This is a genomic window from Streptomyces sp. bgisy100 (genome assembly GCF_057709105.1).
Genome location: NZ_JBYITE010000006.1, coordinates 12,782 through 27,682, shown reverse-complemented (window position 1 = coordinate 27,682; position 14,901 = coordinate 12,782). Strand labels below are relative to the sequence as shown.

Below are 14,901 nucleotides of genomic sequence, written 5' to 3'. Positions count from 1 at the left end.
CGACCCGGGCGGCGGGGCTGCGCGGCGGGGCGGCCGCTCCGGGACATCCGTCCGTCGCACCGGGCCTACGGGCCGGTGCGACGGGTCTCGCCAAGGGGTGGGTCGACGGGCGGTTCAGCCCGCTGCCCACGAGGGGTCGCGTCCGCTGAGGCCGATGACGCGGTCGAGGAGCGGGGCGCCCTCGGGCACGTCGACCACCGGGCCGAACAGGCCCTCCCGCCCCGCCTCCTCGCCGGGCACGGACATCAGGGAGACGAATTCCAGGGACGCGTCGAGTGCCGGCGGATCGCAGTCGTAGGGCTGACCGCTGGCGCGAGCGATGTCCCAGCCGTGGATGACGAGCTCGTTCAGGGCGACCTTGCCCGCCACCTCGGCCGGCAGGTCGATCCCGCCCGCCCGGGTCATGCCCTCCCAGGCCCGGGGGTCCCGCCAGGCCGCGGCGAGCTGCTCGAGCTGCCGGGGGATGCGGGTGCGCCAGTCGGCCCCCAGCCGGGCCGCATCACCGGAAGGGCTCTGCACGGCCTCCCCTTCGATGTCCTTCACGGCAGCGGCGGCGAAGGCCCGCGACAGCCCGTCGACGTGCTCCACGAGATCCCCGAGGGTGTAGGCGGGGCAGGGCGTCGGCGCCCTGAGCAGGTCGTCGGTGACGCCTTCGAGCAGGTTCGCCATGCGGCGCGTCGTGGGGCCGAAGTCGATCATCGCGGTCATCGAGGCTCCTTCGGGCGGCGGCGTGCGTCCGGCCTTCACCCTGCCACGGCGTACGGCATTCACGCCCGAGGCGCGTCATGTCCGGTGCAACCGTCGCAGATGCTCCCCTTGATGCAGGATCCGGCCACACTGGGGAGATTCAGGCATACCCAAACAGAAAACCGCGAAGGCTTGAGCAAGGATGGGACGGGCAGACTCCGGACGGCCGCAGCGCGGCGCCGAGAAACCACGACGCGGCGCACGGACGCCTCCACGGGGATGCCCGCGGGACGCCCGGACGCCGCGTCGTGCACACGCTTCGACTGCCGAGCGGGCCGCTCTCAGTTGCCGAGCAGGCCGTTCACCCCGGAGCCGACACCGCCGAGGACGCCGTCGACAGTGCGCTTCAGCGGACCGTCCTCCTGCGTGCTGTCCTGGTCCTCGTCCTGCGGCTCTTCCGGCGTGCCGGTCGGGTCCGTCGGCTCCGCGGGGGCCCGGCCGCGCCCGGAGTCCCCGATTCGCCCGTCGTCCGGGGAGCTGGGCGCGCTGGAGCTGTCGGACGCGGAGGCACCGGCCGGGCTCCGGTCCGTCGGGGCGGCGGTCCGGGACGGCTCGGCCGAGTCGCTGCCCGCGGGCACGTCCCGCTCGCCGGACGGCGTCTTCTTCTCGGTCGGCAGCGGCTCCGGCTCCGCCGAGGAACTCACGGTCAGACCGGTCCCGTGGCTCGCCTCGGACGGGTTCGCCTTCTCGGGACGGTGCGTCTTTCCGGAGCGGGTGGCCCCGGGGTCCGGGAGGTCGGGAGTGGGGCGGTAGCGGGCGCCGGACTCCGCCTGCGCGGGCGTTTCGTCACCGACCGACTGCAGAGCGAAGGCCAGTACGCCCACGACACCGAGAGCGGCGGCGGCCGTGAATATCGCGGAATGCGTGCGACTCACCCCGTGAGGTCGTCCATGCCTGCCCATACGACTGCCTCCGAGTTCTGCCGTTCGACTGTGCCACCCCATTAAAGCGTGACGGCCCGGGGTCACGGCAGGTGGGTACGGCTCCCTCGCGGACAGCGAGGTCAGCGCTACTTCGCGGGATCAAAACAGGGAACATTCCCCTCGCAATGCGATCAGCGGGTGCATTTTTCGGATGCTTCGTGAACCGCACTCGTTCTGCCGGACCCGGTCGGGCCGTCCCCACCATCGGGCATCTCGGTCTCTCGATACGGAATGATCTCCCCGACGCCGAGCGCACATGATCGCCTCGGGCCACGCGCGGGACAGTGGCCGGCGCGATGCCTCGGCCCTGACGCCCGTTTCCGTCATCGCAGATCAGACGGCATATCCAGGAGACCGTGCGACACCAGGGCGCGCCTGCGGACGAAGTCGTGCACCTCCATCGCCCGGGAGGAAGACGGCCCTGCCCGCCCCTCCCCCAACAAGCCTGCGGCACGCCCTTCCTGAATCGGTGAATTGCCGTCAGAAATGTGGAATGCACCGAGGAGCAGGACCGATCCGGCCGGATCCCGGCAGAACTTTCACAGCGAGGGTTCGAGAGGAGATACGCCCGGGGCGGAACGAGGCAAAAGAATACCCTCGTACGCCCTCTATCCACCCGAACACCCTCGACACCTGAACGACGTCGAACATTGGGTGAGCAATTGCAACCGCCCCTGAAATTCCTCCACTTCGACAGCATCGGCAACGGGATGCCGTTGTCGAGTTCATGACCCACCCGCCTCCCATGGATGCATCGGGCCAGGAGTCCGTCCGGCGGCGCGCGGAAGCACGCCGAGCCGGAGGCGAACAGGGCGTCAACCCGGAGCACGCCCCTCCCGCCGCGCCCCGAGAGGCCGCGGGAACCCGCATGCCAGACGCCGGAAGGCTTTCCTCCGATTGAAACCATCGGCAGATTCATGACACATCAGCACGTACGGGTGAATGTGCTGATGTTCTGGTGTGCCGACTGGTCACGGGCGGCAGTCTTATGCGGGCTCGTTCAGTCTTGGGGGGAAGGCGGCTGACGGTGGTCTCGGAACCGCGTCGTTGGTTGAGGATCAAGTGTTCCCGGGGGGTGCCCGCGTTCGCCCGCGGCACCTCCGCTGCCGTGGGGCGCGGGCCCGCTCCCCGTGCCCGTGCGGCAGGGCGCCTGCGCTCCGTTCTCCGCCACACGGCGTATCCGCTGCTGCTGGCGGCGGTGGTCCTCGTGGTCGCCGCGACCTGGCACTTCCACTGGGACGAGGGGCGGGTCTCCCCGTTCTTCCTCGCCGGCACCATCGGGTATCTCGCGCTGCTGGAGCGCGTCATCCCCTACGAGCCCGCGTGGCACCCCGGCCCCGGCGAATGGGGCTGGTACGGGGTGTATTTCCTGCTGACGATGGCGGGCGGAGGCCTGGCGCAGTTCGGGGTCACCGGCGCCGTCCGCCTGCTCTCCCCGCCCTCCCACCCGGCGGTGCCCCTGTGGGCCGAGGTCCCGTCCGCCCTCCTGGTGGGCTCGCTGGCCAGCTATGCCGTCCACCGCCTGAGCCACCGTCACCGGTGGCTGTGGCGGCTGCACGGCGTGCACCACGTGCCCGGCAAGGTCAATGTCGGCAACAACGGGGTCAACCACATCGTCGACATCGTGGTCGCCCAGGGCACCGTGCAGGTCGCTCTGGCGCTGGCCGGGTTCTCCGCCGCATCGGTCTTCGCGGCGGGGCTGTTCGTGGTGGCACAGGGCTACTTCGTGCACGCCAACATCGATGTCCGGCTCGGCTGGCTCAACCATGTCGTCGCGAGCCCCGAACAGCACCGGCTGCACCACAGCACCGACCTGACCGAAGCCGGCCACTACGGCTCCGACCTGTCGGTCTGGGACCACCTGTTCGGGAGCTACACCTGGCATCCCGGCCGCAGACCCACCGCGGTGGGGCTGCAGGACCCGGCGTCCTTTCCCGGAACCGGTGCCGTCGTCGAGAGCCTGCTCCAGCCCTGGCGCCGTCCGCGGCAGCAGGCGGCCGTCCCGGCCGCCCCGCCTCGGTGACCACCCACACCTTCTTTCCCTTCCCGCTCACCGCTGTGCTTCGAAACAAGGATTCGACGTTGACCGACTCACCACACGCCGCCTCCCACGACCAGGTAGCGATCATCGGTATGGGGTGCCGACTGCCCGGCGGCGCCTCCGACTACCGGGTGTTCTGGCAGAACCTGATCGACGGCAAGGACTGCATCACGCCGACGCCGGCCGACCGGTACGACGTCACGACCCTGGGGAGCCGGGACCAGGCCAAGCCCGGCCGGCTCATCGGCGGCCGCGGCGGCTACATCGACGGTTTCGACGAGTTCGACCCCGCCTTCTTCGGCATCAGCCCGCGTGAGGCGAAGTACATGGACCCGCAGCAGCGCAAACTGCTGGAGGTGGCCTGGGAGGCGCTGGAGGACGGTGGACAGCGGCCCGCGGACCTGGCCGGGTCCGATGTCGGGGTGTTCATCGGGGCGTTCACGCTGGACTACAAGATCCTGCAGTTCTCGGATCTGCGGTTCGACACGCTGGCGGCGCACACCGCGACCGGCACGATGATGACGATGGTGTCGAACCGCATCTCGTACTGCTTCGACTTCCGCGGCCCCAGCGTCTCCATCGACACGGCGTGCAGTTCGTCCCTGGTCGCGGTGCATCTGGCCCGGCAGAGTCTGCTCCGGGGCGAGACCGGGCTCGCGCTCGCCGGCGGCACCCTGCTGCACATGGCTCCGCAGTACACCATCGCGGAGACGAAGGGCGGCTTCCTCTCGCCCGAGGGCCGCTCACGGACCTTCGACGCGGCGGCCGACGGCTATGTGCGGGCCGAGGGCGTCGGCGTGGTGGCGCTGAAGCGCCTGGCGGACGCGGTGCGCGACGGCGACCCGATCCATGCGGTGATCACCGGCAGCGGCGTCAACCAGGACGGCCGGACCAACGGGATCACCGTGCCCAGCGCGGACGCCCAGGTGGCGCTGATCGAGCGGGTCTGCGCCGAGGCGGGGGTGCAGCCGGGCGGTCTGCAGTACATCGAGGCCCACGGCACCTCGACACCCGTGGGCGACCCGATCGAGGCCCGGGCGCTGGGCCGGGCGCTGTCCATCGGCCGGAAGCCGGGCGACGCCTGCTATGTGGGCTCGGTCAAGACGAACATCGGACACACCGAGTCGGCGGCCGGGATCGCCGGGCTGATCAAGACCGTGCTCTGTCTCCAGCACCGCAGGGTTCCGCCCCACATCAACCTGGAGCGGCTGAACCCGGCGATCGATCTCGCATCGATGCCGTACGACATCCCCACCCGTCCGACCGACTGGCCCGCGCACGACGGGCCGGCCCGCGCGGGGGTGAACTCGTTCGGGTTCGGGGGCACCAACGCCCACATCCTGCTGGAGGAGGCCCCGGCTCCCGCGGCTGACCCGTCCTCGCCGGCGGAGCCGGGCTGGTCCGTTCTGCCGCTGACGGCCCGCGATCCGGCGGCTCTGCCCGAGCTGGCCGCGGGCGTCCGCCGGGCGCTCGACGGCGCCGACGGTCCGGCCGTCGGCCTCGCCGATGTCCGCCACACACTGGCCCACCGCCGGCAGCACCTCGACGCCCGCCTCTCGATCGTCCACTCCTCGCGTGCCTCACTGGACGAGGCGCTGGACGCCTACCTGCGCGGCGAGGAGCATCCGCGGGTCCTGCTCGACCAGCGGCGTGATCCCGAACGGCGGCGCCTGGTCTGGGTGTTCACCGGCATGGGCCCGCAGTGGTGGGCGATGGGGCGCGGGCTGTTCGGGAGCGAGCCGGTCTACCGCGCGGCGGTCGAGCGGTGCGACGAGGAGATCCGCAAGCTCACCGGGTGGTCGCTGATCGAGGAGATGCACGCCGAGGAGTCCGCCTCGCGGATGAGCGAGACGTGGCTGGCACAGCCGGCCAACTTCGCGGTCCAGGTGGGTCTGTCGGCGCTGTGGCGCAGCCGCGGTGTGCGGCCGGACGCGATCGTGGGGCACAGCACCGGCGAGGTCGCGGCGTTCCACGAGGCCGGGGTCTACTCGCTGGAGGACGCCGTCACGGTCGTGGTGCACCGCAGCCGCCTCCAGCAGCGGCTGGCGGGCACCGGTTCCATGCTCGCGGTCAGTCTCACCGAGGAGGAGGCGGGGCGCCGCGTCCTGCCGTACGGCGACCGGGTGGCGGTGGCCGCGGTGAACAGCCCGACCGGTATCACCCTCGCCGGGGACGAGGACGCGCTTTCGGAGCTGGCCGACCGGCTGCGGGCGGAGCAGATCTTCGCCAGGCCGCTCACCGTCCGCGTGCCGTACCACAGCCCGCGGATGGATCCGATCAAGGACGAGCTACTGTCCTCCCTGGCCGGGCTGACCCCCCGTGAGGCGACGGTGCCGCTGTATCTGACCGGCGTCGACGGTGTCGCGCGGGGGCCGGAGCTGGACGCGGAGTACTGGTGGCACAACGTCCGGGACCGGGTCCACTTCCGCGCCGCCGTCGACCGGCTGATCGGTGCCGGGCACAGCCTGTTCCTGGAGATCGGCCCGCACCCCGTGCTCGGCCATGCGATCCGCGAGTGTCTCGACGGCGCGGGCGCCGAGGGCGGCACCTGGCCGTCCATCCGCCGCCAGGAGGACGAGGCCGAACGGTTCACCCGCTCGCTGGCCGCCCTGCACAACCTCGGCGTGGACATCGACTGGCAGGCGGTCTGCCCGACGGGCGGTCCGGCGCGGCTGCCGCGCTATCCGTGGAAGCGGGACCGCTACTGGGTGGAGCCGGCCCCGGTCGAACAGGTACGGCTCGGCCGGCTGGACCATCCGCTGCTGGGCCGCCGGGTCACCGGGGCCGAACCGGTGTGGGAGGCCCGGCTCGACACCGAGTCGATGCCCTATCTGAACGACCACCGGATGCAGGGCGCCGTGCTGTTCCCCGCGGCGGGCTATCTGGAGATGGCGGTGCAGGCGGTCCGGGCCATGACCGGCGGCACCGAGGCGGCACTCGCCGACATCGAGCTGCGCAAGGCGCTGTTCCTGCCGGACGACGACGTCCGGACGGTGCAGCTGGCGTTCTCCTCGGAGGGTGCGGGCTTCACCGTCGCTTCGCCGGCCGACGACGCCCAGGAGCCGACGGTGCACGCCACCGGTGTGATCCGGGCGGGCCAGCGCCCGGCGCCGGGGGCGCCGCTGGACGCCGACGCGGTCCGCGCGCGCACCGTGCGGCGGCTGGACGGTCCGGAGTGCTACGCGGCCCTGGCGGAGCTGGGCTACCAGTACGGCCCGGCCTTCCAGGCCATCGAGGAGGTGTGGATCGGGTCCGGCGAGGCGCTGGCCCGGATCCGGCCGACCGAGGCCATCAGCGACGGCACCGCGGCCCATCATGTCCATCCGGTCCTGCTCGACGCCTGCTTCCAGTCGTTGCTGACACCGCAGCTCCTCGAGGCCGCGGACGGGCCGCGGGGCACCGGTATCCGGCTGCCGCTGTCGATCGACGAGGTGCGCTGTGCTCCCTTCGGTGATCAGCCGCTCTGGGTGCACGCGACGCTCTCCGGGCACGACGACGCCGCGCTGACCGGCGACATCGGCGTGTACGCGGACGGCGGGGAACCGCTCGGCCGGATCCTCGGCTTCCGGGCGGCCGATGTCGAGAAGGCGTCGGCCGCGGTCGGACGCGCCACGATCGACAGCTGGCTGACGGACGTGGCCTGGATCGAGAAGCCGGCCGGCTCCCACGACGCGGCGGCGCCCGGCGAGTCCGCGGCGCGGGCGGCCGGGGGCGCTCCCCTCACCGCCGCGGTGCCGGAGGCCCTCGGGGCCGCGGCGGCGCGCCGGTGGGTGCTCCTCGCCGACGCACAGGGCGTCGCGGAGGCGCTGGCGGAGCGGGTGACAGCGCTCGGCGGGCGCTGCCATCTGGTCCACCGGGGTGAGGGCTACCGGATGGGGCGGGACGGCCGCGAGTCGACCGTCGCCCCCGGCTCCACCGCCGACCTCGACCGGCTGTTCCGCGACCTCCGGGAGCAGGACGCCGTCCCGCTCGGGCCCGTAGTGCACCTGTGGAACCTGGATCAGCCGTCGATCGGCGCCGTGACCCGGGAGGACTGGGCCCGGTGCACGGACGCGGGCAGCTACTCGCTGATCGCGCTCGCCCGGACCCTGCAGTCCCACGGGGACGGCTGCACGCTGCACATCGTCACCCGCGGCGCCCAGGCGGTGTCCGCCGGGGATCCGGTCGAGCCGCTGGCCGCGTCGGCCTGGGGTATCGGCCGGGTGCTCGGGTACCAGGAACTGGCCGCCCACCGCGGCACACTGATCGACCTCGACCCGTCCCGGGGGGACTCCCCCGCCGAGCGCCGGGCCGAGGCGGCCGCGCTGCTGCGCGAGGTGGCGGGCGGTGACGAGGACGAGATCGCGCTGCGCGGCGACCGCCGCCACACCAGCCGGCTGCGGCAGCTCGGCGACCTCACCGGCCCGCTGCCGCTGCGGCTGCGCCCGGACGGCAGCTATCTGGTGACCGGGGCTTTCGGCGCCCTGGGACGGCTGCTGTGCCGCACGCTCGTCAAGCGGGGGGCGCGGCGGCTGATTCTCCTGGGCCGCACCGCCCCGCCCCGGAACTGCCGGCTGCGGGACGTGGACCCCGACTCCCCGGCCGGCCGCCAGGTGCGGTTCCTCAAGGAGCTGGAGGCGCTGGGGGCGCAGGCCGTCCCGGTGGCTCTGGACATCACCGACGAGGCCGCGCTGACCCGGTGGCTGGCCGAGTACCGGCAGGACGAGTCACCGCCGGTCCGGGGCGTGTTCCACCTGGCCGGCCACGTCCGTGACCGGCTGCTCCCGGAGATGGACCGCGCGTCCTTCGACGCGGTGCACGGCCCCAAGGTCGTCGGTGCCCTGCTGTTGCACCGTCATCTGCGCGACGAACCGGTCGAGCACTTCGTGCTGTTCGCGTCCGTCGCCTCGCTGCTGACGACCGCGGGGCAGACCAACTACGCGGCGGGGAACGCCTTCCTCGACGCGCTGGCCCACCACCGGCGCGCCCAGGGGCTGCCCGCGCTCAGTGTGGACTGGGGGCCGTGGGCGACCGGCATGATCGAGGAGCTGGGGCTGATCGACCACTACCGCGCCAGCCGCGGGATGAGCTCCCTGTCGCCGGAGGCCGGTATGGCCGTGCTGGAGCGCGTCATCGGCCAGGACCGCGCCCAGGTGCTGGTGGCGACGGTCGTCGACTGGCCGGTCTTCCTGGCCTGGTACCCGACCGCGCCGCCGCTCGTCGCCGACCTGGCGGCCGCCGCCCGGGACCTGCCCGCCCGGGACGGCGGGAGCTTCCTGGAGGCGTTCCACGCGGCCGGGGAGGACGAGCGGCGCCGGCTGCTCACCGAACGGTTCATCGAGCTGGCCGCCGGGGTCCTGCGGGTCGGTCCGGACCAGCTGGACGGCGCCACCGGGCTCAACACCCTGGGTCTGGACTCGCTGCTGGCGATGGAGCTGCGGGCGCGGGTCCACGCCGAACTGGGTGTCGCCCTGCCGGTGGTGGCCCTGCTGAGCAGTGCCCCGGTCGGCGAACTGGTCGCCCAGCTGTACGACGGGCTGGGTGTCCCTGCCGAGGCCGGGACGCCGGAGGACGCCGGTGCCGCGGTCGAGGTGTTCGAGGACGAGCGGCAGCATCCGCTGACGCAGAACCAGAAGGCGCTGTGGTTCCTCCGCCAGCTCAACCCGGACGGCTTCGCCTACAACATCGGCGGTGCGGTCGAGGTGCGCACGGAGCTGGATCCGGAGCTGATGTTCCGGGCCGTGCGGACGCTGATCGATCGGCACCCCAGTCTGCGGGCCGGCTTCACCCTGGACGCGGACGGCCGGCCCGTGCAGCGGATCGCCACCGACGTCGTCCCGGACCTCGCCCTGTTCGACGTCGAGGGCCGGGAGTGGGACGAGATCCACGCGATGATCGTCGGTGAGTACCGCAAACCGTACGACCTGGAGCGTGACCCACTGGTCCGGTTCCGGCTGTTCCGGCGTGGCCCGGACCGCTGGGTGATCATGAAGGCCGTCCACCACATCGTCTCCGACGCGATCTCCACCTTCACCTTCATCGAGGAGCTGCTCGCCCTCTACGAGGGGCTGCGCCAGGGCCGCCCGGCCCAGCTGCCCCCGGTGTCCGCCCGCTATCTGGACTTCCTCAACTGGCAGAACCGCTTCCTGGCCGGACCGGACGCGCGGCGGATGCTCGACTACTGGCGGAGCCATCTCCCCGAAGACGTACCGGTGCTCGACCTGCCCACCGACAAGCCCCGCCCGGCGGTCCAGACGCACAACGGCGCGTCCGAGTTCTTCGTCCTCGACGCCGAGCTCAGTGCCCGGGTGCACGCGCTGGCCCGGGAGCACGACGTCACGGTGTTCGTGGTGCTGCTGAGCGCCTACTACCTGCTGCTGCACCGCTACTCGGGCCAGGACGACATCATCGTCGGCTCCCCGGTGTCGGGCCGGACACAGGAGGACTTCGCCTCGGTCTACGGCTACTTCGTCAATCCGCTGCCGCTGCATGTGAGCCTGGACGGCGCCCCGTCGGCCGGCGAGCTGCTGCGGCGGGTCCGCGCCACGGTGCTCGGCGGCCTGGACCACCAGGAGTACCCGTTCGTGCGGCTGGTCGAGGAGCTGGGGCTGCAGCACGACCCGAGCCGCTCCGCGGTGTTCCAGGCGATGTTCATCCTGCTGGTCCACAAGGTGGCGACGGAGAAGTACGGCTACCGGCTGGAATACATCGAACTGCCCGAGGAAGAGGGGCAGTTCGACCTGACGCTGTCCGCCTACGAGGACGAGGCCGACCGGCGCTTCCACTGCGTGTTCAAGTACAACACCGATCTGTTCCGGCCGGAGACGGTGCGGCGGCTGTGCTCGCACTACGTCCGGCTGCTCGACGGTCTGACCCGCGCTCCGGCGGAGCGGCCGGCGGCGCGGCTGGAGATGATGACGGAGGCGGAGCGGGAGACCGTTCTCGCGGACTGGAGCGGAGCCGGCAGGCAGGCGGCGCCCGAGGCGCCGGTGCACCGGCTGGTCACCCGCGCCGCCGCCGAGCATCCGGAGGCGGTTGCCGTCTCGGCGCCCTCGGAGTCGGGCGGCACCCGGCGGCTCACCTACGGCGAACTGGCGGACCACTCGGGCCGACTGGCCCTGCGGCTGCGCGAACGGGGCGTCCGGGACGGCTCGGTGGTGGCGCTCTGCCTGGAGAAGTCGCCCGAGCTCGTCGTCACGCTGCTGGCGGTGCTCCGGGCCGGCGGCGCGTATCTGCCGCTCGATCCGGGCTACCCGGCGGAGCGTCTGGACGGCATGGTGCGCACCGCCGGCACCGCCCTCGTCATCGCGGACGCGGCCGGCCGCGCGCGGCTGGCGGGGACGTCGGCCGAGGTACTGGCGCTGGAGGACGTGTATCCGCTGGAGGACCGGTACCCGGCGGACGGGCCCACCGACGCTCCGGCCGACGATCCTGCCGGGGCGGATGCCGCGGACGGGGACAGCCGCGCGGACGGCCTGGACACCGCCGGCCCGGACGCGCCCGCGTACGTCATCCACACCTCCGGCTCCAGCGGCCGGCCCAAGGCGGTGCGGGTGAGCCACCGCAACCTCGCCTCGGCGTACGGGGCCTGGCACCAGGAGTACGGACTCGCCACGGAGGCCCGCACCCATCTGCAGATGGCGAGCTTCTCGTTCGATGTGTTCACCGGTGACCTCGTCCGTGCGCTCTGCTCGGGCGGCACCCTGGTGCTGGTCCCGCGGGAGCTGCTGTTCAACACGGCCCGGCTGTACGCGACGATGCGCGCGGAGCGCGTCGACTGCGGCGAGTTCGTGCCCGCCGTCGTGCGCGGCCTGATGCGGTACTGCGAGAGCACGGGCGAACGCCTGGACTTCCTGCGGCTGCTGATCGTCGGCTCCGACGCGTGGAAGGTGGAGGAGTACGAGCGGCTGCGCGGCCTGTGCGGTCCGGACACGCGGCTGGTCAACTCCTACGGGCTCAGTGAGGCCACCGTCGACAGCTGCTACTTCGAGGGCCCGGCCGACGGACTGGAGCTTAGCCGGATGGTCCCGATCGGCCGGCCGTTCCCGAACAGCACGCTCTACATCCTCGACGGACACGGTGAACCCGTGCCGCCGGGGGTGACCGGTGAGCTGTGGGTCGGCGGCGACGGTGTCGCGGACGGTTACCTCGGGGAGGCGGAGCAGACGGCGCAGCGGTTCGTCACCCTCTCCCCGGGCGGCGCGTCCGGCACCGGACCGGTGCGGCTGTACCGCACGGGCGACCTCGCCCGGTGGGACGCCGACGGGGTGGTGCACCTGCTGGGGCGGGCCGATACGCAGGTCAAGCTGCGCGGTCACCGCATCGAGATCGGGGAGATCGAGGCGCGGCTGGCGCTCTGGCCGGCGCTGGCGCAGTCCGTGGTCACGGTCGCCGAGGACGCCCAGGGGGAGGGTGTGCTGTGCGCGTACGGTGTCGCGGCGCCGGGCGCGGTGCTGGACTGGTCCGCGCTGCGCCGGCACCTGGGGGCGCAGCTGCCCACCTTCATGGTCCCGGCCTCGTTCGTCGAGCTCCCCGAACTGCCGCTGACGCCGAACGGCAAGGTGGACACCGCCGCGCTGCCGGCGCCACGGTTCGGCGGCGGCGATCCGGTCCACGAGGCGCCGGTGACGCTCTACGAGAAGCGCATGGCCGAGCACTGGACGGCGCTGCTGGGCCTGGAGCGGGTGGGGCTGCACCACGACTTCTTCGAGGCGGGCGGCAGTTCGATCAAGCTGATCGAACTGATCCACCATCTGCAGTCCGAGTTCGGCATCTCGCTTCCGGTCAGCCAGTTGTTCAAGGTGACGACGCTGCACGGGATGGCCAGGACCGTGGAGCACATCGTCACCGGCAGGATCGCCGGATCCCAGCCCTATCTGCGGTTCAACGGGGGCGGCGAGAGGACGGTGTTCTGCTTCCCGCCGGCCGGCGGCCACGGGCTGGTCTACCGCCAGTTCGCCACACACCTCCCGGAGTACCGGTTCGTGGCGTTCAACTATCTGAGCGGCGACGACAAGGTCGCCCGGTACACCGACCTGATCGAGGAGATCCAGCCGGACGGGCCCTGCAGCCTGTTCGGCTACTCGCTGGGCGGCAATCTCGCCTTCGAGGTGGCCAAGGAGCTCGAACGCCGCGGCCGGGAGGTGCCCAACGTGGTCATCATGGACTCATACCGGATCCGCGACTCCTTCGAGCTGGGGAGCGAGCACTTCGAGGCCTTCGAGCGGGAGCTGGGCGACCATCTGCGCAAGCACACCGGCTCGGAGATCGTCGCCCAGGAGACGCTGGAGCAGGCCAGGGAGTACATCCACTTCTGCAGCCGGACACCGAACCTGGGGGTGATCACCGCCCCGGTGAGTGTCATCTCCGACCAGGAGAAGGTGGCGCTCTACGCGGCGGACGAGCACGGCAGCTGGCACGGCAGCACGACCACCCGCACCACCGTGTTCCGCGGCTTCGGCACCCACGCCGAGATGCTCGACCAGGAGTACATCGCCCTCAACGCGAAGCTGGCGCGCGACATCCTGGCCGGAGGGGGCACCCATGTCGCATGACGTCGGGACGGACTGGACCACGCGGGACGCCTCGTCCGGGGGCAGGCCCCGGGTGCTGGTCATCGGGGCGGGGGTCAGCGGGATGGCCACCGGGTGCTACGCCCAGATGAGCGGGATGGAGACGCGCATCCTGGAGAAGCACGTGCTGCCGGGCGGCTGCTGTACCGCGTGGGCGCGCGACGGCTTCATCTTCGACTACTGCATCGAGTGGCTGATCGGGACCTGCGCCGGGAACGAGGCGCACCAGGTGTGGCGCGAGCTCGGCGCGCTCGACGGCAAGACGGTGACGAACTTCGACATGTTCAACCGGGTCGTCGACGAGGCCGGGCGGTCGGTGACCTTCTACAACGACCCCGGGCGGCTCCAGCGGCACCTGCTGGAGATCTCGCCCGCGGACGCGCGGCTGATCCGGTCGTTCTGCCGTGACCTGCGGCGGTTCATCGGCATCGAGCTGTATCCGTTCCTCACTCCGGCGCCCTTGCGGACGCCGCGGGAGAAGCTGCGGATGCTGCGGACCGTGCTGCCCGCGTTCCGGCTGTTCTGGCGGACCGCGGCGACGCAGATGCACACCTTCGCCGACCGCTTCCAGGATCCTCTGCTGCGGCGCGCGTTCCGCAACATCTTCTTCCAGGACCACGGCGGGTTCCCGCTGCTGCCCTACCTGTTCAACATGGCCGGTGCGTACAACGACAACGCCGGGTTCCCCCAGGGCGGGTCCCTGGGGCTGTCCCGGTCCATCGAGCGCCGGTACACCTCGCTGGGCGGCTCGGTCAGCTATCGCACGCGGGTCGAGCGCATCCTCGTGGAGCGCGACCGGGCCGTCGGTGTGGAGCTGAGGAACGGCACGCGGCTGTACGCCGACCACATCGTGGCGGCCTGCGACGGCTACACCACCCTGCACGGCCTGCTCGGCGGCCGGTACTCCAGCCCGCGGCTCGACACGCTGTACTCGACGCTGCTGAACAAGCCGGAGGTGCTCTATCCGGGGGTGGTGTCGGCGTTCGTCGGGCTCACCGGGGAGCCGGAGCCGGACAGCCCGCACAGCACCACGTATCTGCTGACGAAGGAGGAGAGCTCGGGGCTGCCGGGGGCGCTGCAGGACAGCCTGGTGGTGCAGCAGCGGTCCCGCTATGCCGAGGGGTTCGCCCCGCCGGGCTCCTCGGTCGTGCACTGCACCTACTTCAGCGACTTCGCGCACTGGCGGACGCTGCGCAGCCGGAGCCGCAAGGAGTACTGGGCGCAGAAGCGTCAGGTCGCCGACTTCGTCCGGGACTTCCTGGAACGGCGCTCCCCCGGTACCGGCGACCGCATCCGGGTGGCCGATGTGGCCTCACCCGCCACGACCCACCGCTACACCGGCAACCACAACGGTTCCATCCTCGCGTGGAAGTCGTTCACCGAGGCCGAGGACCTGGTCAACGGCGTGGTCAACAAGGACCGGATGCGGCTGCCGGGGCTGCGCGGCTTCTCCATGGCCGGCCAGTGGGCCGGCGGCGGGGGGCTGATCCGGGCCGCGTCCAGCGGCCGCTTCGCGGTGCAGTACCTGTGCAGGGAGCTCGGGATGGAGTTCCGGGCCTGGGAGAGCCGGAACCGGGAGCCGTGGCACCGGGATCAGCTGGGCCATCTGCCCCAGCTCGAGAAGTGGCCCGCGGAATAG

At 71.9% G+C, this 14,901-nt stretch carries 5 protein-coding genes; 3 read left to right on the top strand and 2 right to left on the bottom strand.

What is annotated here, in order from left to right; genetic code table 11:
* Window positions 1-114: 114 nt before the first annotated feature.
* Window positions 115-708 carry a TIGR03086 family metal-binding protein gene (locus tag AC3EQ1_RS06040; protein WP_432093223.1) on the bottom strand — a complete coding sequence of 198 codons (594 nt, stop codon included), beginning with the start codon at window positions 706-708 and terminating at the stop codon, window positions 115-117.
* A 320-nt stretch (window positions 709-1,028) separates the two neighbouring features.
* Window positions 1,029-1,622, bottom strand: a complete 594-nt coding sequence (locus AC3EQ1_RS06035) for a hypothetical protein (RefSeq protein ID WP_432093222.1) — start codon at window positions 1,620-1,622, stop codon at window positions 1,029-1,031.
* A 1,156-nt stretch (window positions 1,623-2,778) separates the two neighbouring features.
* Here AC3EQ1_RS06035 and AC3EQ1_RS06030 point away from each other — a divergent pair.
* Genes AC3EQ1_RS06030 through AC3EQ1_RS06020 form a run of 3 tightly spaced genes read left to right on the top strand, consistent with a single transcriptional unit; the run spans window position 2,779 to window position 14,901 of the window.
* A complete protein-coding gene (locus AC3EQ1_RS06030) occupies window positions 2,779-3,693 on the top strand; it encodes a sterol desaturase family protein (protein ID WP_432093360.1) in 915 nt (304 codons plus the stop codon).
* Between the two features lie 59 nt (window positions 3,694-3,752).
* Window positions 3,753-13,244: an amino acid adenylation domain-containing protein gene (locus tag AC3EQ1_RS06025; RefSeq protein WP_432093221.1), complete on the top strand. Its 9,492-nt coding sequence runs from the start codon at window positions 3,753-3,755 to the stop codon at window positions 13,242-13,244.
* Window positions 13,234-14,901 carry a phytoene desaturase family protein gene (locus tag AC3EQ1_RS06020; protein WP_432093220.1) on the top strand — a complete coding sequence of 556 codons (1,668 nt, stop codon included), beginning with the start codon at window positions 13,234-13,236 and terminating at the stop codon, window positions 14,899-14,901. The genes AC3EQ1_RS06025 and AC3EQ1_RS06020 overlap by 11 nt, the downstream gene beginning before the upstream one ends.

Coding starts and splice junctions, on each gene's coding strand:
- AC3EQ1_RS06040 (WP_432093223.1), bottom strand. CDS start 708: ATGACCGCGATGATCGACTTCGGCCCCACGACGCGCCGCATGGCGAAC.
- AC3EQ1_RS06020 (WP_432093220.1), top strand. CDS start 13,234: ATGTCGCATGACGTCGGGACGGACTGGACCACGCGGGACGCCTCGTCC.